Origin of the sequence: uncultured Pelagibacterium sp., from assembly GCF_963972885.1 — a bacterium.
Classification (GTDB): Bacteria; Pseudomonadota; Alphaproteobacteria; order Rhizobiales; family Devosiaceae; genus Pelagibacterium; species Pelagibacterium nitratireducens.
Map to the genome: position 1 here is coordinate 16,523 of NZ_CAXAXY010000004.1, position 26,147 is coordinate 42,669.

Annotated in this window: 14 protein-coding genes; 6 read left to right on the forward strand and 8 right to left on the reverse strand. The window is 60.5% G+C overall.

Annotated features, from left to right (window positions below; all coding sequences use genetic code 11):
• Positions 1 to 357 precede the first annotated feature (357 nt).
• The 5 genes from AACZ55_RS01400 to AACZ55_RS01420 all read left to right on the forward strand — a co-directional run bounded on the left by AACZ55_RS01400 (position 358) and on the right by AACZ55_RS01420 (position 13,519).
• The gene (locus tag AACZ55_RS01400) at positions 358 to 7,470 is read left to right on the forward strand and encodes a peroxidase family protein (RefSeq protein ID WP_339642222.1); all 7,113 of its coding nucleotides are present in this window, start codon (positions 358 to 360) and stop codon (positions 7,468 to 7,470) included.
• A gap of 156 nt (positions 7,471 to 7,626) precedes the next feature.
• Complete coding sequence (locus AACZ55_RS01405; protein ID WP_339642327.1) at positions 7,627 to 9,339, forward strand: type I secretion system permease/ATPase; 1,713 nt, start codon at positions 7,627 to 7,629, stop codon at positions 9,337 to 9,339.
• A 2-nt stretch (positions 9,340 to 9,341) separates the two neighbouring features.
• A complete protein-coding gene (locus tag AACZ55_RS01410; protein ID WP_339642225.1) occupies positions 9,342 to 11,318 on the forward strand; it encodes a cadherin-like domain-containing protein in 1,977 nt (658 codons plus the stop codon).
• 25 nt (positions 11,319 to 11,343) lie between these two features.
• Positions 11,344 to 12,681, forward strand: coding sequence for an HlyD family type I secretion periplasmic adaptor subunit (locus AACZ55_RS01415; protein ID WP_338607211.1), 1,338 nt, complete (start codon positions 11,344 to 11,346; stop codon positions 12,679 to 12,681).
• A 136-nt stretch (positions 12,682 to 12,817) separates the two neighbouring features.
• Entirely contained in the window at positions 12,818 to 13,519 is a 702-nt protein-coding gene (locus tag AACZ55_RS01420) for a response regulator transcription factor (protein WP_339642228.1), read from the forward strand.
• A gap of 165 nt (positions 13,520 to 13,684) precedes the next feature.
• On the opposite strand, the gene AACZ55_RS01425 is transcribed toward AACZ55_RS01420, so the two are convergent.
• From AACZ55_RS01425 to AACZ55_RS01445, 5 genes are all read right to left on the reverse strand, one after another.
• Complete coding sequence (locus tag AACZ55_RS01425; protein ID WP_338607212.1) at positions 13,685 to 13,858, reverse strand: hypothetical protein; 174 nt, start codon at positions 13,856 to 13,858, stop codon at positions 13,685 to 13,687.
• Positions 13,859 to 13,931: 73 nt separating this feature from the next.
• Positions 13,932 to 15,770 (reverse strand): glycosyltransferase family 2 protein, encoded by a 1,839-nt coding sequence (locus AACZ55_RS01430; protein ID WP_339642230.1) that lies wholly within the window; start codon positions 15,768 to 15,770, stop codon positions 13,932 to 13,934.
• A gap of 2 nt (positions 15,771 to 15,772) precedes the next feature.
• Entirely contained in the window at positions 15,773 to 17,428 is a 1,656-nt protein-coding gene (locus tag AACZ55_RS01435) for a hypothetical protein (protein WP_339642233.1), read from the reverse strand.
• Positions 17,425 to 18,645, reverse strand: coding sequence for an NAD-dependent epimerase/dehydratase family protein (locus AACZ55_RS01440; protein ID WP_339642236.1), 1,221 nt, complete (start codon positions 18,643 to 18,645; stop codon positions 17,425 to 17,427). Before AACZ55_RS01440 ends, AACZ55_RS01435 begins: the two co-directional genes overlap by 4 nt.
• A 266-nt stretch (positions 18,646 to 18,911) precedes the next feature.
• Positions 18,912 to 20,408, reverse strand: coding sequence for an MDR family MFS transporter (locus AACZ55_RS01445; RefSeq protein WP_339642239.1), 1,497 nt, complete (start codon positions 20,406 to 20,408; stop codon positions 18,912 to 18,914).
• 268 nt (positions 20,409 to 20,676) lie between these two features.
• On the opposite strand from AACZ55_RS01445, the gene ggt reads away from it, so the two are divergent.
• The gene (gene ggt, locus AACZ55_RS01450) at positions 20,677 to 22,407 is read left to right on the forward strand and encodes a gamma-glutamyltransferase (RefSeq protein WP_338607217.1); all 1,731 of its coding nucleotides are present in this window, start codon (positions 20,677 to 20,679) and stop codon (positions 22,405 to 22,407) included.
• Positions 22,408 to 22,597: 190 nt separating this feature from the next.
• Here the strand turns inward: ggt and AACZ55_RS01455 are convergent, their stop codons facing one another.
• The 3 genes from AACZ55_RS01455 to AACZ55_RS01465 form a co-directional block, all read right to left on the reverse strand.
• Complete coding sequence (locus AACZ55_RS01455; RefSeq protein WP_338607218.1) at positions 22,598 to 23,398, reverse strand: IclR family transcriptional regulator; 801 nt, start codon at positions 23,396 to 23,398, stop codon at positions 22,598 to 22,600.
• A 243-nt stretch (positions 23,399 to 23,641) separates the two neighbouring features.
• Positions 23,642 to 24,934, reverse strand: a complete 1,293-nt coding sequence (locus AACZ55_RS01460) for a saccharopine dehydrogenase family protein (protein ID WP_339642244.1) — start codon at positions 24,932 to 24,934, stop codon at positions 23,642 to 23,644.
• Positions 24,935 to 25,006: 72 nt separating this feature from the next.
• Entirely contained in the window at positions 25,007 to 26,113 is a 1,107-nt protein-coding gene (locus tag AACZ55_RS01465) for a carboxynorspermidine decarboxylase (protein ID WP_339642247.1), read from the reverse strand.
• Positions 26,114 to 26,147 lie beyond the last annotated feature (34 nt).

The following is a 26,147-nucleotide window of genomic DNA, read 5'->3' on the forward strand; positions in this document are numbered from 1 at the left end:
AGGCTGCGCCGGCCCCACAAACCGAGCCAAAGCCTGTGCCACGAGCCCGGCGGTCTCGCCACGGTTTGTGCGTGTTCCAAATCCTCCCTCACTCCCGTCAAGCCGCTCGATGCCGTCTGAATGGTACATCCTCCAACTACAGAATTACTTCAGTTTTACCACCGCAGGCAAACATTCCTTGACAAAACGCAAGTGAAACCTGGAACGCTGGACCAAGGTCCAGTATAATTTCGGACCTAAGCCCCCCTACTCCGTCAGACCATCTGTCATTACCTAAGGCCGCCATTTCAGCGAACATCCAGTCCAAGATGAACAATTTGGGCGTGGTGCAACCACGACAAAGGACAGGGAACTGAAATGGCTAAGCTCGATCGGAACGACCTCGACTTCATTCTCAAACAAATCAAGATCGCCGAAGAACATTCGGCGCTGATCGAACAAGGTGTCGATCCGCGCGAAGCCCTTGAGCAACTGGTCTCAAGCCCGTTGCTGCCCTTCGGGCTCCGCACGGTTGATGGCAGCTTCAACAATTTCCAGCCCGACATGATTCAGTTCGGTGCGGGCGACGAAGCCATGACACGGCTGTTGACACCCGATTACAATCCCGCCGAAGCCAACCCGCGCACCGGCCAGCCCACCAGCTATGAGCAGTTCGACGGCTCGGTTTACGACAGTCAGCCGCGCGTCATTTCCAATATCATTGCCGATCAATCGATCGACAACCCTGCCGCCATAACCGCAGCTCTCGCCTCGGTCGGCATCACGGGGGCCGAGGCCCTGCAGATCACAGGATCGGTCATGGCGCTGCGCGCCGAGGCCCTCGCGCTGCGCGCCGCCATCGGCGATGCGCAAGCCGATGCGCAAGCGGCGTACGATGCCGCAGACGCGGCGCTCACGGCCGCGATTACGGCCCAGGCAGACGCGCTGGCGGCTTACGATCAGGCCGTCGCAGATCACGCTGCTGCGCAGTCTGGTGCCGACGGTGCCGGCGCCGCGCTGACATCGACCATCGCCGCGCGGGACGCCCATCTTCCCACGGTGACCTCGGCCCAAGCCGATGCGGTCGCCAAGCTTGCTACGATGCAGACCGCCCAAACAATGGCGGCGACCACCCAGGACGCGGTAACGCTGGCTGCTGCGCAGCTTGCATCCGCCCAGGCGATCGAGGCTGCGGCCTTGGCGACATTCCAGGCCGATCCCACGGTGGCCAACGCCAACGCCTATGCCGCGGCAGTCGACGTCCGCGAAGACGCGGCCCTGGCCCACGGACTGGCTGTCGAGGCCGACGAGGACGCCGATGCTGCCCTGCTTGCGGCACAGGCCGAGCACACGGCGGCAGTAAATGCGGTGCAGGATGCACTTACAGAGCTTCAGCAGCTCGAGGTGGATGTGGATCTGGCCGAGGCCAATGCGCAATCGGTCCAGGCGCAGCTCGATCTGGCCAATACAGCGCTTCAGGCCGCCACCGAGACTCTCGAACAGGCAGATGAAGCCGTGGCGACCGCAACCGCCGCACGCGACGCTGTTCCCCTTGGCGAAGCCGCAACCGCAGCCGCCGAGGCCGCCGCCGATGCGGCCGATGCCGCCACGATTGCCGAATTGACCGAACACGGCGTCAGCATGGATGAGGCCAACGTGTTCATCAAGAACATCGCCGCCGACCTGGGCGACACAGCTTCCTTCAATGGCTTCATGACGATATTCGGCCAGTTCTTTGACCATGGCCTCGACCTCACTGCCAAAGGCGGATCGGGCACGGTTTACATTCCGCTGCACCCCGATGACCCGCTCTACGATCCGGAAAGCTTTACCAATTTCATGGTTCTGACCCGCGCCACCAACGAGCCGGGCGCCGATGGCGTTGTGGGCACTGGGGATGACGTCCGCGACCACCGCAACGAAACCACACCATGGACGGATCTCAATCAGGTCTATACCTCAAACCCGTCGCACCAGGTTTTCCTGCGCGAGTATGTCATGGTCGATGGAAAGCCTGTCGCAACCGGTCTCATGCTCGAGGGCGAAGCGGGTGGACCCCCGACCTGGGCCGATATCAAGGAGCAGGCCCGTGAAATGCTGGGTATCGCGCTCGATGACCTCAACGTTCACAGCGTTCCCCTGCTCGCCACCGATCTCTATGGTGAATTCCTGCGCGGGGCCAACGGGTTACCCCAGATCGTAACGGCGAACGGCCTGGTCGAAGGCAATCTTGATGCACCCATCGACGCGCTGGACAGCCTGAGCGCCGGACGGGCCTTCCTCAACGACATCGCGCACAATGCGGTGCCGGGATCCTATACGGTCAGCCAGGGAGCTGGCGGCACCGTCACCGGCACCAAGACAGCTGATCCCGATGATGAGATCGGCAACGAGATCATTCCCAACATGTTTGGCGGCAACGCCACATATGACGACGAATTGCTCGACAAGCATTTCATCGTCGGCGACGGGCGGGGCAATGAAAACATCGTGCTGACTGCAGTGCACACGATGTTTCATGGCGAGCACAATCGCCAGGTCGATGCCATCAAGGCCAGCGTGATTGCAGAAGGCGATCTTGCTTTCCTCAACGAGTGGCTACTTGTCGAAGTTACCGAAGTTCCGGCCGATCTTTCGTCGCTCGTCTGGGATGGCGAGAGACTTTTCCAGGCCTCGCGGTTCTCGACCGAAATGGTCTACCAGCACCTTGTGTTTGAAGAGTTCGTCCGGGCGATCGCACCGCAGATCGATCCCTTCGTGTTCTCCAACAGCGTCGAGATCGATGCGGCCATCTATGAGGAGTTTGCCCAGGTCGTTTACCGTTTCGGCCACTCGATGCTCGCAGAGAACGTCGAGATGCTCAAATTCGCCGGTGGCGCCGCATCGCCCGAAGAGATGGGCCTGATCGACGCCTTCCTCAACCCGATGGCCTTTGCCGAAGCGGGAGCCTCCGCCGAAGAAGCTGCGGGTGCGATCCTGCGGGGTATGACCCGTCAGGCCGGCAACGAAATCGACGAGTTCATGACCGGCGCGCTGCGCAACAATCTTGTCGGCCTGCCACTCGATCTCGCGGCACTCAATATTGCCCGCGCACGGGAAACCGGCATTCCATCGCTCAATGAAGCGCGGCGTCAGATCTATTCGCAGACCAATGATTCCTATCTCAAGCCCTATTCAAGCTGGGCCGACTATGCCCAGAACATCAAGAATCCCCTCTCGATCGTCAATTTCATCGCCGCATACGGCACCCATACGTCCATTCTTGACGCGACGACGGCCGAGGAAAAGCGTGATGCCGCATGGGCGCTGGTGTTCGGCGAAGAAGGCGCGCCGGCCGATCGGCTGGACTTCCTCAATTCCACGGGAGCATGGGCGACCCAGGAAACCGGCCTCAATGCCGTCGATTTCTGGATCGGGGGCCTGGCCGAAGCGCTGATGCCGTTTGGCGGAATGCTCGGCTCGACCTTCACGTTCGTGTTCGAACTGCAGATCCAGAACCTGCAGAACGGGGACCGCTTCTACTATCTCAGCCGCACCCAGGGCCTCAATCTGCTGACCGAACTGGAAAGCGACAGTTTTGCCGACCTGATCCGGCGTAACACGGACACCGAAGATACGGGCCTGCATATCAATGGCTCCGCCTTCCAGACGGCCGACTACGTCATCGAAATGGACCAGTCCAAGCAATACAACGAGGGGCTGGGCACGGCCGATCCGACGCGCGAAACCGACGTCATCTCGGCCGTTACAGGTACCGATTCCCTGGTCGTTCGCCGTGATCTCGACAATGACGGCGATATCGACTTCATCCAGTACACCGGCGGAGAACACGTCGTTATCGGCGGCACCAATGAGGACGATTCGATCATCGGCGGGGCCGGCGACGACACCATCTGGGGTGAAGGCGGAAACGACACCATCGAGGGCGGATATGGCGTCGACCACATCCATGGCGGTGACGGCGACGACATCATCACTGACAGCGGCACCGATATCGGCGATGCCGATGTGATCAAGGGTGAAGGCGGCGATGACGTCATCAATGGCGGCATGGGTCTCGACCTGATCTTTGGCGGCGATGGCCAGGACGTTCTCTCCGGCGGCTCTGAAGACAAGGCCATTTTTGGGGGCCAGGGCGACGATTTCATCCGCTCCGCGTCCGGCGGCGGCGGGGTGATCTTTGGCAACGAGGGCAGCGACTGGATGGAAGGTCAGGGCAATATGAACACCCTGTCCGGGGACAATTCCGAACTGTTCTTCAATTCGCGCGTCATCGGTCACGACATCATGCTCTCGGGCGAAAACGATACCGATTTCGATGCCGAATCCGGCGACGACATCATGGTTCAGGGCATCGGCATCAACCGCAGCAACGGCATGGCGGGCTTCGACTGGACAACGTTCCAGGACAACAACTACGCCGCCGATGCGGACATGAACGTGTCGATCTTCGTCAACCAGCAGAACAACATCCTTCGCGATCGCTACGATCTGGTCGAAGGACTTTCGGGCTGGGACCACGATGATAAGCTCACCGGACGCGAAGTGGTGACCGGGGCTTATGACGCCTTTGGCAATGCCGCCCAGGTCGACCCGGACGCCCCGATCGAAAGCTTCTCTAACGCATTGCTGGAAAAGAACCTGCACCTCATCGACGGGCTGGCCGATCTTGTCGCCCATCTCGAACGCTTCGAGGTCTGGAACCCCCACAATCTCGACATACCCACCGACGAAGAGGCCGATGACGGGGCCGTGCCCACTGTGATCGACCCGAACGGCCTCCATGAGACCGCAGTCATGGACACATCGGACGGCTCGGACATTCTGCTTGGCGGTGGTGGCTCGGATGAAATCCGCGGCATGGCCGGCAACGACATCATCGATGGCGATAAATGGCTCAGCGTTCGGATCGCCATCAGCGACGAAAACGGCGTCGAGTTCGCAACGGCTTCGCGGCTTACGGGTCAGGTTCATGATCTGACCGGCAATGTGCTCTTTGAAGGGCAGACGCTGGCATCCCTTCTCTTTTCCCGCGAGATCCGTCCCTCGCAGCTGGAGGCCAAACGGGAAATTCTCGACGGCGGACAGCAGGGCGACATCGATACGGCCGTCTATTGGGACGTTCTCGAGAACTACGAGATCACCCGCAACGACGACGGCAGCATAACCGTCAACCACGTGGAACAGACCGCAGGGGCCATCGATCCGGCCTCGGGCCGCAACCTCGAAGCCGAAGGCACCGACCGCCTGTTCAACATCGAACAACTGCGATTTGCGGACGGCACCTTCACCATCGACCAGTTGCTGCCGCCACCCAACAGTCCGGCGACGGGCTTGCCGGTCATCAGCGACACGACACCGACCGAAGGTCAGGTTCTCACTGTCGATACCTCATCGATCGCAGATGCCAACGGGCTGGGAGCGCTGAGCTATCAATGGCAGGTCTCGGACGATGGCGGCACCAGCTGGCAGAACATCTCCGCCGTCGTCGGGGGAACGTCGGCGCAATTTGCTCCCAATAACGGCCTGTTCGGACTGGGTGGCCAAGTCGGAGACATTCTCCGCGTCCAGGTCAGCTTCACCGACGCTCTGGGCAATCCCGAAGTGCTGGTGTCGCAAGCGACGGCGGTTGTCGGCGAGGACTGGGACGGCACGCCGCTGTTCAACAACACCTTCGATGGCACGGCGGGCGACGATATCGCCGATGGCGTCAATCCGCAGAACTTCGGGTTCTTTACTTTGGGTGGCAACGACACCCTCAATGGCAATGGCGGCAATGATGTGCTCAACGGCCTCGGTGGCAATGATGCCATCAACGGCGGTGCCGGAGACGACATCATCAATGGTGGTGCTGGTACCGATACCATCACCCAGACCAGCACGGACGGTCGCGACCGCATCAACGGCGGTGCCGGGACGGACAATTATGTCCTGAACGGTGTCGCGGGTTCAGAAACCTTCCGCATCTATGCGGTAACCGGTGCGCAGAACGCGGCCATAGCCGCAGCGCTGTCCACTTCGCTGGGCGTCTCGTTCGCAGCCGGAACAGAAATCGTCGTAACCCGGACCGTTGGCGGGGTCGAAACGCTTATCGCCGAACTCGACAACATCGAAGAAGTTCGGGTCAACACTCTCAATGTCACCGTAGACAACAACAATGGCGGGCTCGACACGGGGGGCAATGGCGGCGACATCATCCAGGTGGTGGGCAATTTCAACCCGACCAGCCTCGACTTCAGCACCATCACGATCGATGGCATGGCCGGAAACGACATTGTCGATATCACCTCTCTCCAGTCCGAGCACCGCATCGTGTTCCGGTCCAATGGGGGCAATGACACCATCGTGGGCGCACTGCGGCCCCAGGACGTCATCGAACTGCCCGAAGGGACAACCGAGCACACATCATCAACCGCGGATGGCGTCACCACGATCAGCTTCGGCGAAAACACCGTCACCTTTGCAACGCCGACAGATGGTGATCCGGAGGTACGCACGGCAACGGGCCATGAGGATGCAGAAGAAGACGACCATAGCGACGACGACTGCAATTCCGACGACGATGACGCCATCCAGACCCCCGATGCCGGAACGCCGCAGGTCGCTGCAGCACCAATTGTCGGCAGCGCTTCTGCGGACGTGCTCGTCGGCACGATGGGCAAGGATCTGATCTTTGGCCTGGGCGGCGTCGACTATATCGTCGCTGGCACCGATGCCGACACGATCCGCGGCGATGAGGGCGACGATTTCATCTACGCCGAAGAAGGACGAGACGTGGTCTTTGCCGGTGACGACGACGACGATGTGTTCGGCGGCGGCGGCGATGACGCCCTCTATGGCGAGGATGGAGACGATTGGATCTCAGGCGACGCCGGCCACGACATGCTCGATGGCGGCATGGGCGACGACACCGTGTTTGGCGGCGGCGGCACTGACATGTTCATCGCCAGAAATGGTGACGGCGACGACCACTACGATGGCGGCGCCGGCTCGGATACGCTGGACATGGGTTCGATGACGGGCAATCTCAGCGTTGACCTGGGAACCGGGACCGGTGGCCGCGGCAGCGTTGTCGGCACCAACTCGGGCACCGATACCCTCTATGGCATCGAGAATGTGACAACGGGTTCGGGCAGCGACACGATCACCGCCAGCACGGCCGTCAACGTGATGGACGGCGGATCGGGTGAAGACATCTTCGTCTTCAGCTCCATTGCCGCGGCAGACGGTGACACCATTGTGGGCTTCGAGGCCGGCGACCGGCTCGACCTCTCTGGAATAGACGCGAATGGTGGCCTCGCCGGGGTACAGAGCTTCACGCTGGTTTCTGGCCAGGCCAGTGCTCCTGGACAGCTGACCGTCAGTCATGAAAGCCGCGAAGACGGCGACTTCACAATCGTCTCAGGCAACACCGGCGGCGATGAGGACCCCGAATTCCGGATCGAGCTGACCGGAAATCACGCGCTCACGGCCTCGGACTTCAACATCTAGCACGTCCCTGCCCGGGGTGGGAGCACCCACCCCGGACACAGCAACCAATGCCGGGCCGCGTTGCTGATCGAACAGCAGCGGCTCCATCAAGAAGGGGGAATTGCGATGGCCAAGTCCAAAGCCGACAACCAACTCGCCGAGCATCGCGGAGACGACATGCTCAAGAGCCGATTCAAGGGCATCGGCGTTTTCGTGTTCTGGATATCGGGCATAATCAACGTCCTGGCGTTGACCGGCTCGTTCTACATGCTTCAGATCTATGACCGGGCGTTGACGAGCGGTTCGATACCGACCCTTGTCGCTTTGTCGGTGCTTGCCATCGGGCTGTACCTCTTTCAAGGCATGTTCGACGCCATCCGCAGCCAGATTCTCGTGCGCATGGGCGCCCGGTTCGACAAGATGCTGGCGCCGATAGCTCACAAGGTGAGCGTGGACATGCCCCGCTTCGGATTCTCCACGTCCGAAGCCCTCGAACGCGGGCGTGATGTCGATACGGTCCGCAGTTTCATGGGCACGCAGGGGCCCGGCGCACTGTTCGACCTGCCCTGGGTGCCGCTCTATCTGGTGTTTGTGTATTTCCTCCATCCCATGCTGGGCAACGTGACGCTTGGCGGCATCGTCTTTCTTGCCCTGCTCACCGCGCTGACTGAACTCAAATCGCGCAAACTCACCCGAACGGCTCAACAGGCGGCCGTCACGCGCAACACCATTGCCGATTCCAACGCCCGCAATGCAGATGTCATCAGGGCGATGGGATTTTCCGGGCGTGCGGTGGCACGCTTCAATGCGGCCAACGACCAGCATCTGGACCTTCAGACCCGGGCGAGCGATGTCGTTGGGACCTTCAGCGCCTTCTCGCGGGTGGCGCGCATGCTGCTGCAATCGGCCCTTTTGGGGCTCGGCGCCTATTTCACCATCCAGGGGCAGATGTCGGCCGGCGCCATCATCGCCGTTTCGGTTGCGTCCGGACGGGCGCTGGCGCCCATCGACATGACCATCGGCAACTGGAAGGGCATCGTTGCCGCGCGCCAGGCGTTCAGCCGGCTGCGCGACACCATGATCGCGCTCGATACGGCGGACAAGCCTCTTGATCTGCCAGCCCCATCGATGGCGCTTTCGGTCGAAAAGATCACCGTAGCCGCCCCAACCACCGGCCAGATCCTGCTCTCGGAGGTTTCGTTTAACATCCAGGCCGGACAAGCACTCGGCATTATCGGCCCCAGCGGCGGAGGTAAATCCACTCTGGCCAAGGCCATCGTGGGCATCTGGCCGACCCTGCGCGGCGGCGTTCGCATCGACGGCGCGGAACTGGGCCAGTGGGATGAAGAAGTTCTCGGACACCAGATCGGCTACCTGCCCCAGGAAGTGTCGTTGCTCGATGGCACGGTGTTTGAAAATATCTCGCGCTTCGCCCCCGAACGCGATTCCAAGGCCATCGTCGAGGCAGCACAGGCCGCCGGCGTGCACGATATGATCGTACGCCTTGCCGACGGCTACGATACCCAACTCGGCCCTATGGGCACCGCCCTTTCGGCCGGCCAGCGCCAACGGATCGGGCTGGCACGCGCGCTCTACGGCAAACCGTTCATAGTCGTGCTCGATGAGCCCAACGCCTTCCTCGATGCCGAGGGCGAAGCCGCGCTCAACACTGCTGTGCGCAGCGTACGCGAACGCGGTGGCATCGCCATCGTCATCGCGCATCGACCAAGTGTGCTGGCCGAAGTCGGGCTCGTTGCCGTCATTCAGAACGGCAAGCTCTCCAATTTTGGTGCCAAGGAGAAAGTGATCGGCGGGCCACGCGCTGTCCGGACCGACGAACCGGCCTCCGATCCTGTCAGGGCCACGCAACCTCTCAAAACGGCGGGTTGATCATGACAATCGAGGTCAAGGGAACACGATCGGAAACACAGGCCCAGCCGCCTTCGGAAAAATTCGATTTCTTCAATCCAAAGCGGCGCCTGACAATGCTCCCGGTTCATGCCGGGGCCGTCATCATCATGATGGCACTCTATGTCCGCAGCTTTTTCGACACCGCGGTGACAAGGAGCGCAGCGGAACCCTCTGGGGCAAAAAACAAACCCGAACCGGAGCCCGATGAGCACAGAATGCGGGAACACACCAACGAGCGTGACCACTCGGATCGGGATGGATCCTCGCGGGCCGGGCGGGTCGCTGATTTCGGCAAGGACGACTCCAGTCACACGATCGACTGGTCGCCCAACGTCCTGCTCGCAGACATAACCACCCCGTTCCAGTTCACTCATTTTTCATTCGAGATTGCCGGACTTTCAGCATTTCCGTCAGCCTACGGCATCGTGTCGTCCAACGATAACCGGCAGACGCCATCGCCCGGTAATGTGGTCCCATTTCCAACCGCCGCCGGTCCCGGACGCGATCGGAACGAGCCCGGCGACGAGAACACCGACCCGCCCGAGGCCACAAAGCCCAATCGCGCCCCGAGGCTCGACGGCCCCGTGCGGCTCAACGATGTCTTTGCCGGTCAGGCTGTCCTGTTCAGTCTCTACCACCTGCTTTGGGGGGCAACCGATCCCGACGGAGATCAGCTCGCCGTCGGAGATGTCAGTGCAGATGCCCTCTCGCTCGAGGCCGTCGAGGGTGGTTGGCGCGTGACGACTGAGCCTGGCATGCTTGGCCCGGTGACGCTGACCTATTCCATCACGGATGGTGAAGCCGTGGTCTGGCAAACGGCCCGTTTCGATATCGTGCGCAAGACCCAGACCCTTACGCCGGGCAATGATCTTTTTGTCGGATCCCCTTTCGACGATGACATCGACGCCCTGGCCGGTGACGACATCATCGACGCCATGGGCGGCAATGATCTCGTGGTCGGGGGCTCCGGCCATGATCACATCATGGCCGGCGCGGGCGATGACGTTCTATATGGCGGAACGGGCAACGATATGATGTTCGGCGGCGAGGGCGACGACATCCTTTACGGCGGCCATGGCGCCGACCGTCTTTTCGGCGATCAGGGCGACGACACCCTCTATGGCGAAGACGGCGACGATTATCTCGATGGCGGCGAGGGCGACGATATTCTCGAAGGCGGCGCCGGGCACGATTTTCTTTCCGGCGGCACGGGCCACGACGTCCTCGTCGGAGGGGCCGGCAACGATCGTTTGCACGGAAATGACGGTGATGACGTGCTCGATGCGGGCACCGGCAATGACCGCCTCGAAGGCGGCATCGGAAACGATGTCCTGCGCGCAGGCGCGGGCGATGACGTTGTCGAGGCCGGCCAAGGCGACGATGTCGTTATCGGAGGGGCCGGAGACGACACCAATGCCGGTGGTGAGGGCTATGATGTCCTCGATTATTCCGAAAGCGCCGAAGACCTGCTTATTCACACAGGAACGGGCCAGGCGAGTGGCGATTCCATCGGCGACGATGAGTTCAACGGCTTTGAGGAAATTACCGGAGGAGCCGGCGACGATCTGTTCGTGATCACCGGATCGGCGCATGTGCTATCCGGTGGTCGCGGTCGGGATACGTTCGTTTTCGAGGTTACCGACGACAGCCCCATCATGAGCGACGATCTGGTTCATGACATTTTGGATTTCGTTGTCGGCGATCGGGTGCGGGTGCGTGATTACGACATCAGCCGGGACGTCCGCGCCACAGAGCGTGACATGTTCCGCACGGTCTATGGCGATGATGACGACAACTGGTTGCGCTCGGAGTTCCCGCTGCTCGTCACCCACGACCAGGTCGATGGAACCGACGTGACGGTCGTGGCAGCCGACATCAATGGAGATGCGGTCATGGACTTCACCCTCAACATTTTCGGTCTTCATCTCAACTACGCCAACGACACCCTTTCGGCATGAGTAACGCGTACCCAGGAGCCAGATCATGAGTGCCATCGAAATCGCCAACCTCAATCATCGGCGCGCCAGAAGCGGCGCTGACGACAAGCGCTACTCGTTCAGGGGTCGGGTGGTGTTCGCTACCATCTTCGGCGTTCTTCTCATTGGCGGGGTCGGTGGCTGGGCGGCTACCGCCCCGCTCTCGAGCGCTGTCATCGGGGTCGGCACCGTTCTCGTCGATCAGGACATCAAGCTCGTCCAGCATCCCGATGGGGGCGTAGTCAAATCCATTGCCGTCCGCGAGGGTGACTTCGTCACCGAGGGGCAGGTGCTTGTCCGCCTCGATGACGCGCAGATCCGCGCCGAGCGCACAATCCTTCAAGGACAGTTGTCGGAACTCGAGGTACGCCGCGCGCGCCTTTTTGCGGAGGCCAACAGTACGCCCGACATGACGCTTTCTGAAGAATTGCTGACCGCCTTTCCCGCCGTCGCCCAAATCTTTGAAGGCGAGCAACAGGTCTTTACGGGCAATCTGGCGCGCCACCAGTCTCAGCGTGAGCAACTGGCTCTCCAGATCGATCAGCTCAACCAGGAGATCGAAGGCCTCGAATTCCAGGTCACCGCCACCCGTTCGGAACTCGAACTTGCCCGCGCCGAACTCGACCGATTCCGTCGACTGGCCGAAAACAACCTTGTCGAAACGGCGCGGGTCTCCGCCGCCGAACGGGACGTGGTCAGGCTTCAGGGACAAACAGGTGACCTCAATACGTCCATTGCCCGGGCGCGTGTGCGGATCGCCGATGTCGAACTTCAGATTCTCGATCTCGATGGCACGCGTCAGACCGAAGCCCAGCGCGAATTGCGCGCCGTAGAGGCCCAGATCGCCGAAGTCGAGGAGCGCCTGGGAGCCGCCGAAGCCCAGTTTGCGCGCACGGAAATTCTTGCAACCGCAACAGGCGTGGTCAACGAACTCAACATCGCAACCATCGGCGGCGTTATCTCCCCCGCCGAGCGCATTGCGACGATAGTGCCCGAGGATGCCGATCTTACCATCGAGTTCCGCGTGGCGCTCAACGACATCGACCAGATCCATGTCGATCAGCCGGCGACACTGCGCTTCAGTGCCTTCAATCACCGCACAACGCCCGAAGTCGAAGGCACGGTCACCAGGATATCCGCCGCCGCCCAGCAGGACACCCAGACCGGCGAAAGCTTTTACGTCGCCCAGGTCCATGCCCAGGACCCCGAAGTGGCGCTCGGTGCAGGCCAGCTCGTACCCGGCATGCCGGTAGAAGTTTTCGTCGAAACCGAGCGACAGACAGCGCTTGCTTACTTCCTCAAGCCGTTCACCGATCAGGTCACACGCGCCTTCCGGGAAGAGTAAGACAATCAAGTTTTGATTTTTGTCAAAAAGGCCTAGTCCAAGGTCCAGATTAATTTTCGATAATTAATCAACTTTCAAGGAACAGGTCTCCGGTTGCTTATTTACTGTTTGTTTACGGTCAAATATAGTTTTCTATATGAGGAGGGGCAGAAAAAACCAAGGGGGAGCGGTGATGACACATCGTCTAAAGCTGGCATTTGCGGATGATCACCCGGCAATGTTGCGCGGACTTGTTTCCGTGTTTGAAGACTATGCCGAATATGAGGTGATCGCGACCGCCGTCACAGCAGACGACGCGCTCGAAATCGTGAAACTGCAGGCGCCGGACGTCATCTTCCTGGATCTGTCGATGCCGGGGGATGTTTTCGGAACCATCAAGTCGATAGCAAGCGGGCACCCGCAAACCAAGGTCATCATCTATACGGCTTTCTCCAGCACGGAGTCGGCAGTCAAGGCGATGGACATGGGCGCTATCGGTTTTGTGCTCAAGGGCGGCCCCATGGCCGAGCTCACAGAAGCGCTTCGGTCCGCGGTCTCCAACGATTTGTATATCAGCCGACAGTTCGCATCCAGCGTGCTCACCGGCCTGCGCGAACGCAGCAAGCGGCGTGAGATCAACGACGCCGTTCGGCTAAACCTTCGCGAAAAGCAGATCGTCGCCCATCTTTTCGAAGCGCAGACCAACAAGGAAATCGCTCGTCACCTCAATCTGAGTGAGAAGACGATCAAGCACTACATGTCCAGCCTCATGCAAAAGCTAAAGGCCCGCAATCGCGTGGAAGTCGTGATCGCCGCGCGCCGCCAGCAAGAGGCCCAAAGCCCCAGCGCCACGCAGTAAGGCCTTTGTTTCTATCTGGGTTGGTCGCCCGACACCTGCCGCCTGTTCATTCGGTCGGAGACCTCGAGCGGTTCAGGATTTGATTGAATCAAATCCTCGGCTCTAACCCCTTGTTTTGGCGCGTGTCCGAACCGCAAAACCGTTTCCACTTTTGCTGGACACGCTCTAGAACGCGTGCCGCAGGAGGGGAACGGGGTCGATTTCGGGAAAGAACGCCGTCTCGAACCGCTCGACAGGCGCAAGGCAGGGATCTGATCCTGCATTGCCGGCAAGCGCTGCGTGCAGCGTGAAGGGCGGCAGCAGAAAGACGAAAAGAAATGCCCAAAGGGGGTAGCGCATGGCACCGGTTCTCCGGCTTTATCCAACGGGATGAAGCGGAAACATCATGACCCCTGGTGAACCAACGGGCGCTTTAAGAAGTCGGTTGCATTTTATCTTGTGTTGCAGATGGAGGCGGGAGCAGGAGCGCACCCTCATGTGAAGCCGTCTGGCTGAAGGCGATCGAGAGTACGGATTCGAGCGTCAGATAGGATCTTACCAGCCTGAACACCACATATTCGGGCAACCCGATCAGTGCGCCGATCCGGCCATTGGCCAGAGCCGCAAAAGCCGCCATAAGCGCTGGCGCACCCAGAACGACAGCGACAACCGCCTGAATGGTCAGCGGGCTGAGGGGGTTGAACCCAGCAAAATAATAGAGCACGCCAAAGATCACCAACGGCACCGTCATGGCCCGGCGGCCTGAATTGAGCAGCATGAAGGGCACGATGATCTTGCCACGCACCGAGGGCATCCAGCCGTCCAGGTAATCGCGGTTGCGCGAAGAGACGTGGTAGACCGAGCGGAACCAGCGCATGCGCTGCTCGCGCAGATGCTTCCAGCTTGCGGGCACCTCGGAAACATAGGTCACGGTCGGGTCGCCGACGATGCGAAAGCCCATCTCGCCGATGCGCAACGACATGTCGGTGTCCTCCCCGTTCATGCCGCCGGTAAAACCCCCGGCGTCGCGCACGGCCTCTGTCCGATAAACGGCAAACATGCCCGGCACACCGACAATGGCGTCAACCGCTCCATGCGCCACCTGATAATAGCCGTGCTTGAGCAGCGTTTCGAGATTACGGGCCCTATCGAACTTGCCGGTCCCCGGAGCAATCGGCAGTCCTCCCACCACACCGACATCGCCGCGCCAGAAATGGCGCACCGCGCGCCAAACCGCAGCAGGGGAAACCTGGGTATCGGCATCGATACGGATGACGATTTCGGTGGCGGTCAGGCCGATACCCGCATTGAGCGCATTCGACTTGCCTGGCACCGGCACGTCCACCACCCGCCCGTGCAGGTGCGGCATCTCCGCAAAGGTTCGCGCTGCCATTTGGGCGGTCCCGTCGGTCGAGCAGTTATCGAGCACCAACACATGCACGGCGCCGTCATATTGGGCGGCCGCTTTCTCAAGCGCGGCCAGCGTGTGCGGCAGGATGTGGGCTTCGTTGTGGGCAGGAATGATGACTGTCACCGGAGGACAATATTTGGGCCTGCTCCGTATCAAGGCGCGGATCGTCCCGAGTACGTAAAGCAGGAAGAACAGCACCGGCAGGAACAGGAAGACCCCCGGTCCCGTCCCTCCCAGCAGCGCGACGGAGCGAAGATCGCCCACCAGAGGCAGATCAAGCGTGTCGATCCACAGCGAAACTGCAATCGCCGCCCCCACGGCCAGCACGATCATGACGAACGACGTCGCCTTGAAGCGCGCACTGAAGGGCGCGAAAGGAGCTCTGCGGGGCATCGTTCCCTGGTCGAGCAGGCGGATCGAAAAGATATAAAAGCCGAACAGCCCAGAGAGAATTTCAACCACATGGATCGAATAGACAAACCCGGTCAGTCGATAGGCCGCTATGTTGATGAGATCGAATGCAGCGCAAACAACGATGTAATAGAGCGTGACTTCCAGGAAAAAACGGAGCCGCTGGGGTGCTCTGGCGCCAACCACAGCCGAAAAGGCGACGATGAACGAAACGATAAAAATGCGTAGGGGAATGGAGTGGGTACCCAGATAGGGCGAGAACACAACGTCGCCATTGGGGAAAAACGTGGCAAACGGTTCGGCGCTGACAACGGCCAGCAAAGTCGCGGCCATCGCAGTGAAAATCAGCAACAGGCTCGGCGCCGCCCAGACCGATAGCGGCCGCGTCAGTTTTGCCGGCGCGCTGTCCACCGACCAATAGTCGTGATCCCGTGAAGCGCGCTGCAGCATGGTCAGAGGTCGATCAGAATGACCGCTGCGTTGTCATCCAAACGTTCGATCAGCGCAGCGGCGCGCGGGTCGGCAATCGCGATCAGGATTGGGTCCCTGTCCCCATCGGGTACCGCCAGCCAGATCGTGTGCGCACCGGCCCCGAACTCTCCGGCAAGACGCAGCGCCGATCTCAGGCCATCGGCTGTGGTGATTTCGATTCTGGCGGTCGCGGTATCGCGTTCCGTGCCAAACACAGCGTCGCTCCCGGCTGGCAGGAAGCGTCCCAGCATCGCAGCGGCAGTGCGCGCTTCGCCGCGCGTCAGCGGGGTCGTCACACCGAGCCCGATGGCCGGTTCTGCGGCCAGCGCACGCACCATTTGCGGCCAGCCGCCAGTAGGCTGGACACCTTGCGGGGTCAGGCGCGAGGTGGGCAGCAATTGGGCCTGGGCATCGGGGCCGACCCGGCAAATGGAATCATTGGGGGTGGTGTCGATAAGTTCGACAAGAATGGTGTTCGACAGGGTCTGGATACCGGACGGCAATGTCACATCGAGAGAAATGGTATCGCCCTGCCCGTTAAAGCGCCCGGTCTCGAGCAGATTGCCATTGAGCGAAACGCGCACCACCCAGTCATTGCCTGGAGCAAGCGTCGAAGTCTTGAGCTCAAGGGCAAAGCGCCGTGGCATCAGGCCGTCGGGCAGATCGGCAAGGGCGTAAGGGATTGTCCAGCGCCGCGAGCCGCGGAAATTCTTGAGCAGGGTTTCGGCCGAGAGCTTGTCGACGGTTACTGGCCATGCGTCGGGCACGGGCCGTATCGCTGCCGGCATGCGCGCCGCAAGCACCCCTTCGATCCCCGCTTCCCCAGCTATCGCTAGATGGCCCTCGGCGTCGAGCGCGAGAGCTGGCTGGGTGCCTTGTGCCATGACGATGTCGGGCACTGTGTCATTGGCGGCAAACCGCACTTCCATACCCTTGCGGGCGAAATCCTGCCGCGCCCAGATCGCCAGCGCCTGTGTGCCGGTCTCGGCTCCCAGGGCCAACCAAGCCGGATCGGACATCGTGGCGATCCTGACAGCCCTTGTATCGACCGGATCGTCGGTCAACAGGGCCAGCCCGCTGTCATCGCTCAGGGTGACCGCCGCGCCGGAATTGGCGGCATCCGCCGGACATATCTGTCCCGTGCTGGTCGTACCGCGTCCCTCGAATGTCACGACCACGACATCGGACAGCAAGTCGTTCTGTTCGAGGGCGATTTCGACTTCGTGACGTGACTGTCCCGGATCGAGCACCACTTCGCCCCGGCGTACGCCATCAACGTTGATGGTCATGCGCCCGTCGCCTTGCATGCCCAATTGCACATCAAAAGCGAGGCGAAGCGCGCCGGCAGTAAAATTGACGCCGGCGGGCAAAGCAAAGCGGATTTCGGTCGAATCGGGAAAGCCGGCCAATCCGATCCATTGATCGGCTCGGGGGCGAGGAATCCAGATTTCAGTGGCGGACTCCTGCTCGGCCGATTCGGGCTCCGCGACCGATAATTCCAGCTGCGGCAGCGCCGCTGTGTCGACGGCCGAGGTTAGCCGGGCCAGCACATCGCTATCGCGCGTATAAGCCACCGCGAGGCCGACGATCATAAAGCTCAGAACTGCGATAAACAGCAGCCGCAGAAAGTCTTTCATCGCTGGGCGATTCGCGGTGCTTCGAGCTGGGAGATTTCACGCTCGGCCCGGCCGGACCACAGCGCCGTTGCCGGAATCGTGTTGAGATTGGCCCGCTCGATAAAGCGCAGGGCAATATCGACGGTCTCGGTCAGCAACGCATCGCGCAACAGGATCGGCTCGAGGCCCAGGTTTTTCAGCGTTGCGTTGGAGACGACCAGATCGTTTTCGGCCGCCTCGCCGCGCGGATTATCGACATATTCGATGTCCGCCCCGGTGAGTTCGGAAACCAGTTCGGCAAGATCGCGCACGCGGCGGGTTTCGGCGACCTGATTGATGATACGGACCTGCTCGCCGGCAGCGGGCGGATTGGCCAGCGCCAGGGCAATGCAGCGTACGGTGTCCTGAATGTTGATGAAGGCACGGGTCTGCCCGCCCGTCCCATGGACGGTCAGCGCATGGCCGGCGGCGGCCTGCATCAGAAAGCGATTGAGTACGGTACCGAAATCGCCGTCATAGTCGAAGCGGTTGATGAGTGCGGGAGCGAGGCGGGTTTCCTCGGTCTGGGTGCCCCAGACGATGCCCTGATGCAGATCGGTGATCCGCAAATGGTCATTGCCGGCATAGAACTGAAACATCAACTGATCCATGGACTTGGTCAGGTGATAAATGCTGCCCGGCTTGGTGGGATAGAGGATCTTGCGTGGATAGCGGGCGCCATCGGGGCCATCGATCGTGACGTCGAGATAGCCTTCGGGAATTTCCAGCCCATCGCCCCCGTAACCATAGACCCCCATCGTCCCGAGATGGACAAGGTGGGTGTCGAGGCCCAATTCGGCCATCGCGGCCAGCAAATTGTGGGTGCCGTTTACGTTATTGTCGACAGTATAGGCCTTGTGCGCGGCGTCACGCATCGAATAGGGCGCGGCACGCTGCTCGGCGAAATGCACGATTGCATCGGGCCTTACCGAGGCCAGCAAGCGGCGGAGTTCGGGATAGTCTTGAGCGATGTCGAGTTCGACGACGTCGATATCGTGCCCGCTGACATCTTTCCAAGTGTTCAAACGTTCATCGATGCTGGCGATCGGTGTCAGACTCGGTGCATCAAGTTCTTTCGCAATAGTACGGCGCACGAAATTGTCGACGATGACGACTTCATATCCAAGAGCCGAAAGATGAAGCGAAGTCGGCCAGCCACAAAAGCCATCGCCACCGAGAACAAGAACCGTTTTGGACATAGAAGAGGCCTTCCTTCGCAAAGCCTTTCAACTCCGCGAACTGAAAATTCGTCTGACGGTTTCAGCTGTCCCCCAAGACTATTGGCTCGTGGCCAATGTACGCGCTTTTACAAAACCAGCCCCGTTGATAACCCTTACGCGATTTAACTCAAGTTGGGATTTTGTGAACGGTACGTTCTTGTAGCCAGTCAAATCGGCCAAAGTCGGCCAGAAAAAAGGCGCCACCCTGGGGCAGCGCCTTTTTTTCAAGTCCTGGTTTCTTCCGATCAGTGCCCGGGCACCGGCTCGGCGCCCATGGGTTGTGCCGGCGGGCGGCGAATGAAAAATGCCGCCACGATCGCAAACATCGAGATGATTGCGCCGCACAGGAACGCCAGTTGAATTCCCTGCGCCATGGCCGGGAGAGCCTCGGCGCCATCGGCGACCAGGTCGGCAGTACGCAAGGTCATAAGCGAAACGAACAATGCGATGCCTGCCGCGCCGGCGACTTGCTGGATGGTGCCGATCACCGCGCTGCCGTGGGAATAGAGATGCCGGGGCAGCGAACCCAGGCTTGAGGTGAACAGCGGGGTAAACATTAGCGCCAGCCCCAGGCTAAGCGTGATGTGAAGCCCGAGGATGAAATAGATCGACGTGAACTGATCCAGCGTCGTCATGCCCCAAAGCACCCCGCTCACCAATGTGGCTCCAGGTACGAGCAGCACTGTCGGCCCGAACCTGTCGAAAAGACGGCCAACGAAGGGCGCCATCAGACCCATGACCAGACCGCCCGGCAGCAGGGTCAGCCCGGTCTGGGATGCATCGAGCCCCAGCACGTTTTGCATGTAGATGGGCAGCAGGATGAGTGAACCGAACATGGCCATCATTGAGATGCCCATCATGATGACGCTGACTGTAAACACCGGCGTCGCGAAGGTCCGCAGGTCGAGCAGCGCTGCCTCGCGCTTTTGCAGCGCAAACTGACGCGCGATGAACAGGCCGAGCCCGATGACACCGACGACGACCGGCACCCATACAGGGAACACCGTCGCACCGCCGCCATGGGAGGCGTCACCGCCCAGGCTGCTCAAGCCATAAACCAGCCCGCCGAATCCCAATGCCGAAAGGATGATCGACAGCACGTCGAGCGGCGCTCTTGAGGGCGTCGTCACGTTCTGAATCCGGGTAGCACCGAGGGCCAGGGCGGCAAGCGCAATGGGCAGCACCAGGTAGAACATCCAGCGCCACTCGAGGTGCTCGAGAATGAAACCGCCTATGGTCGGCCCCAGGGCCGGCGCCACGGATATGACGATGGAGATATTGCCCATCGTGCGGCCCCGCGATTCGGGCGATACAAGGTTCATGACAGTGGTCATGAGCAGCGGCATCATGATCGCCGTGCCGCAGGCCTGAATGATGCGCCCCACCAGCAACACCTCAAAGCCCGGCGCCATGCCCGAAAGCAGAGTGCCGGCGCTAAACGCGGACATGGCCAGGATAAAGACCGGGCGCGTGTTCAGCCTTTGCAGCAGATAGCCAGTAATAGGAATGACCACCGCCATGGTCAGCATGAACGCCGAGGTCAACCATTGCGCCGCGCTGGCGCTGATCTCCAGGTCCACCATGAGATGGGGAATGGCCACGCTCATGATGGTTTCGTTGAGGATCACCACAAAGGCCGAAACCAGCAACAGGCCAATGACGAGCCTGTTGCGGGCTGTATTGTCGGGTTCGCCCAAAGGCGCTTGGGGCGCGGATGCGCCGTTCACATCGGTCGGTGACATTGGATATCTCTTAGTCTGGCGGGCCCGCCGCTCCAGCGTGCACGCAAAATTGGGCCGTGTTCCTTCAGCCCGTTGAAATGGAAAGTCAAGCCATCGGCTTTCACCCCCCTTATTCGCCGCGCGCATGACGAACGAATAACGCTTGCCCTCTCCCCCATATCGGCCTTCACTGAACGGGCTGCCCATCGGGCAGCCACACTGTCAGAACAGGGCCGCGGTGCCGACTTGGGGGAGTTGGAGCGACTCGAAACAAAGGATGAGGATTATCATGCATTTTCTACGTCACGGTGGAGCACTGTTTTCCGCCGCTCTCCTTTCGTCAGTACCCGTCTGGGCACAGGACGCTCCCCAACCAGAAGATACGACAGCCATTGCCGATAACGAATCCGTGATGGCAGAGGATTTCATGATCGCCTCGGCCCATCCGTTGGCCACACAGGCCGGTTACGATGTTCTCGCCGCTGGCGGTTCAGCGGCCGATGCAGCGGTCGCTGTCCAAACCATGCTCGGACTGGTCGAACCGCAAAGTTCAGGGCTGGGCGGCGGCGCGTTCCTGCTCTATTGGGACGCAGCAAGCGGCGAACTCACCACTTACGACGCCCGCGAAAAGGCGCCGCTGGCGGCCGATGGCGATTACTGGCTCGACGAGAATGGCGAACCCATGGCCTTCATGGACGCTGTGATCGGTGGGCGCTCGGCCGGAGTACCGGGCACACCGATGCTGCTCGAAACCCTCCATTCCGATCACGGCACCATGGATTGGGCCGAATTGCTCCAGCCCGCCATAGATACCGCCGAAAACGGCTTCACCGTGACCCAGCGCATGGCGGATTCGGTTGCCGGGGCAACCGGGCTCGATACGTTCGTAGAAGCATCCGAGTATTTCCTGCCCGGCGGCGAACCGATTGCCGAAGGCTCGACGCTGACCAACCAGGCGTACGCCGACACGCTCAAGCTCTACGCCGCCGAAGGCGCGGCCCCCTTTTATACCGGCGAGATCGCCGAGGACATCGTTGCGGCGCTCAACACCAACATCAATCCCGGCATCCTCACCATGGAGGATTTCGAGGCCTATGACGTGGTCATGCGCGATCCCGTCTGCATGGACTATCGTGGCTATGAAGTCTGCGGCATGGGCCCGCCGTCCTCGGGCGCGCTGACCGTCGGCCAGATCATGGGGATGCTCGAACCGTTCGACATTCCGGCTATGGAAGATGGCGTTGAATTCCGTCACCTGTTTGCCGAAGCCTCGCGTTTGGCCTTCGCCGATCGCGGGCTCTATCTGGGCGACAGCGACTTCGTCGATATTCCCGAAGGCTATCTCGATGATGCCTACCTGGCCGAACGCAGCGCGTTGATCGATGCGGAGACATCCATGGGCAGAGCATCCGCCGGCGTTCCTCCGGGATGGGACGAAGCCCTTTTGGCGTCCGATATCGAGCGCCCGCGCGCCGGGACTTCACATTTCGTCATCGTCGATGCCGATGGCAATGCGATTTCGGCGACAACGACAATCGAGAGCGGTTTCGGTAGCCGGGTGATGACACGCGGCTATCTGCTCAACAACGAGCTCACCGACTTTTCGTTCGCACCTGAGGCCGATGGCGCGCCCATCGCCAACAGGGTCGAACCTGGCAAGCGCCCGCGCTCTTCGATGGCCCCGACCATTGTTCTTGAAAACGATGTGCCGGTGCTCCTGACCGGTAGCCCCGGCGGGGCGGCGATTATCCACTATACGGCGCTTTCGCTGGTCTCACTGCTTGATTGGGACATGGATCCGCAGGAGGCAATCGATCTGCCGCACGTGACCAATTTCAATGGCGGCACCAATATCGAAGAGGGCGAGGGTTCTGCCGAACTGGCCGGCGGACTGGAAGCTCTGGGCCATGAGGTCAATATCACCAACCTCAACTCCGGCCTGCACGTCATCAAACTCACCGATGAGGGCCTGATCGGCGCCGCCGACAAGCGCCGCGAAGGCGTCGTGATGGGAGACTGATCCCTGTCAGCGCTGGCGGGCCCTGGTCCGCCAGCCGCTTTCGTCAGCCGCCTCTCCACGGGTCATCCCGAGGCCACAGACGGAGGCGAGGCAAAACGGTCAGTCAAAACCAAATGTCATTCTGTCATTTCGGCATTTATTGCCGGACCCAGCCAAGGCTTTGCCCCAAACAAATCCGGTCGCGTGTATATCACCGTCCCGGTGACTGCCCGCCCAGAGTAATTGTCAACTCCTTGGCCGCCTCGGCGATCAAGCGTCCAAGCACATGCAGACGTTCGTCACTGACGCGCACCGCAAGCCCTGAAATCGAAATGGCACACAGCGCTTCGGCCTGTGCGTTATAGACCACCGCCGCCGCGCATCGGAGCCCGGTCACGAACTCCTCATCGTCCAGCGCATAGCCGCGCTCGCGGATGGCAGCGATGTCGGCGTGCAACTGCACCGGCCGCGTTATCGATTTTTCCGTCACCTTGTGCAGACCGTGTCGTGAAATTGCCGCATCGATGTCGGCGTCGGGATAGCTGGCGAGGATCGCCTTGCCCATGCCTGAATTGACCACGGGCGCCCTGCCCCCGACCCTGGTGATGGCGCGCATAATTTCCCGGCTTTCCACCTGGGTCAGCACCACGACCTCCCCGTCATCAACTATGCCGAGATTGACCGTTTCGCGGGTCTGGTCGCGCAGGCGACGCAGAAGCGGCAAGGCTGGTGCCACGAAATTGCGCTGGCGCACGAACGCCGAGCCGACGGTGAACGCACCGCGTCCGACGTGCCACATGCCATCGGAGCGGTCGAACTGCACAAAGCGGCGCTGTTCGAGCGTTGTCAAAAGCCGGTGTACTGTGGAAACCGAAAGGCCGGTGCGCTTGGCAAGATCGGTCAGCCGGTAACCTTCCTCGTCCTCACCCAGAACTTCGAGGATGGACATGGCACGATCGATCGACTGCACGATGCCCGAGCGGGGCGGCGGGCTGGTTACCATTTCATTCATGGCCACGTCCTTTCCAGCATTTGCCTGCCATTATCGCATCCACAATACCCGATGCCCCGACAATAGGCGTATTTTGCCCACCAACCAGTCACAAGCGGCGACACCCCCCTTGCCCAACCGATCATTCGGCTGGGTGTCATAAGCGGCCTGCTCCTTCGCTCAAGCTGGGCAAAAGCACTTTGGTCCCTTCAAACCAAAAGGGCCCGCTGAAGCGAGCCCTTTCCGATCGTGCGTCTTGCAATGTCAGCGCTTGCTGGCAACCTTGCCGGCAATGGCCGCCGCAGGCGGTGTCCAGCCATCGAAAGAGAGATCGCGTTCGCCCTTCTCGTCGCGGATCGAGGTCTGAAGCCCCATCTCGTTGAGCAGGCCCAGGAAGGGCTGCGGCGGCAGTTCCTCGACATTGACCATCTTGTGGCAATCCCATGTGCCCTTGGCGACAAGGATCGCAGCGGCCACCGGCGGAACGCCGGCCGTATAGGAAATGCCCTGGCTGCCCACCTCGTTGAACGCTTCCTTGTGGTCGGCGACGTTGTAGATGAAGACCTCGCGGTCCTCACCGTCTTTCTTGCCCTTCACCAGATCTCCGATGCAGGTCTTGCCCTCGTAATTGGGCGCCAGCGATGACGGATCGGGCAGCACGGCCTTGACCACCTTGAGCGGCACCACTTCGAGCCCTTCGGCCGTTGTCACAGGCTGCTCGGAGAGCAGGCCGAGTGAATTGAGCACCGTAAAGACGTTGATGTAGTGCTCGCCGAACCCCATCCAGAAGCGGATATCGGGAACGTCGAGATTGCGTGAAAGCGAATGGATCTCGTCATGGCCGGACAGGTAAGAGGTGTGCGAGCCCACGACCGGCAGATCGTCGGTGCGCGAAACCTCGAACATCTTGTTGGTCTGCCACTGGCTGTCCTGCCAGGAATAGACCACGCCGGTAAATTCGCGGAAGTTGATTTCCGGGTCGAAATTGGTGGCGAAATACTTGCCGTGCGACCCGGCGTTGATGTCGATGATATCGATTGAATCGACAGTGTCGAAATACTCGTCCACCGCCAGCGCCGCATAGGCATTGACGACACCGGGATCGAACCCGGCGCCCAGAATTGCCGTCACGCCGGCCTTCTCGCACCGCTCGCGCCGCTTCCATTCGTAATTGCCGTACCAGGGCGGCGTCTCACAAATCTTTTCGGGCTCTTCATGGATGGCCGTGTCGATATAGGCCACACCCGTTTGGATGCACGCCTCGAGCACGCTCATGTTGATGAAGGCGGAGCCGACATTGATGACGATCTGCGACCGTGTCTTGGCGATCAGCGCCTTGGTCGCGTCGATATCGAGCGCATCGAGACAATGGGCTTCGATAACACCGGGCTTTTTGAGGGACTTCTTTTCGAGCACGCTCGAAACGATGGCCTGGCATTTGTCCGGCGTGCGCGACGCGATATGGATGTCGCCCAGCACGTCATTTGCCATTGCAGCCTTATGGGCGACGACCTGCGCCACACCTCCAGCACCGATAATCAGCACGTTCTTTTTCAATTTTCACGAAACACCTTTTCAGAGGTTGAACCAAGCTACGCACGCTGTTCGAAATCGGGATCTCACCCCAGGTTACGACAGGCTCTGCGCGTAGTCCTCAAACGTGAACTCTTTTACAAGTTCCACTTGCCCGTCCAGGTGACGTACCGCGATAGACGGCATCTGGACCCCGTTGAACCAGTTCTTCTTGACCATGGTGTAACCGCCGGCATCGAGGAACGAGATGCGGTCCCCAGCCTTGAGTTCGGTCTCGAACTGGAACTCTCCAAAAATGTCTCCGGCAAGGCAAGTTTTGCCGCAGACAATATATGTGTAGGGCCCCGTATTGGGGGCTACATTCGTGTATTCGCTATAGGTCAGCAGATCGAGCATATGCGCTTCGGTCGACGAGTCAACGATAGCGACGTGCTTGCCGTTATAGACGACGTCCAGCACGGATACTTCGAGCGTGGTCGATCCGGTGACCGAGGCCTCGCCCGGCTCCAGATAGAGCTGGACACCAAAGCGCTCGCTCATTTCCCGCAGCCGCGCGGCGAGCTTGTCGATCGGATAATCGGGGTTTGTGAAACGGATTCCGCCGCCAAGACTAACCCATTCCAGATCATGCAGAATTTCGCCGTAACGGTCCTCGATGGTCTTGAGCAGCATATCAAGGCTGTCGTACTCATCGTTCTCACAGTTGAAGTGGAACATCACGCCCGAAATGCGGTCGAGCACGGGGTTGACCCGCTCCATGTCCCACTCGCCCAGCCGCGAAAACGGCCGCGCCGGATCGGCGAGGATGAAGTGAGAATGGGACACGCCCGGATTGAGCCGCAGCCCGATCTTCTTGCCCTGCACCTTTGCCTTGTCGGCATAGCGTTCGAGCTGGTTGACCGAATTGAAGATGATCTTGTCGCAGTTGTTGATCGCCTCATCGATCTCGTGGTCGGCCCAGGCCACCGAATAGGCGTGGGTCTCCCCGCCGAATTTTTCACGGCCGAGCTTGACTTCATTGAGCGATGAGGAGGTCGTGCCGTCCATATGTTCGCTCATGATGTCGAACACCGACCATGTCGCGAAGGCCTTGAGCGCAAGCACGCATTTGACGCCGGAAGCCTGACGCAAATACGATATTTTTTCCAGATTTCGGAGAAGTACCGATTTGTCGAGCAGATAGTAAGGTGTCTGTAGCGTCAATTCTTGCGTTCGAACCTCCTTGGTCCCCAAGGGT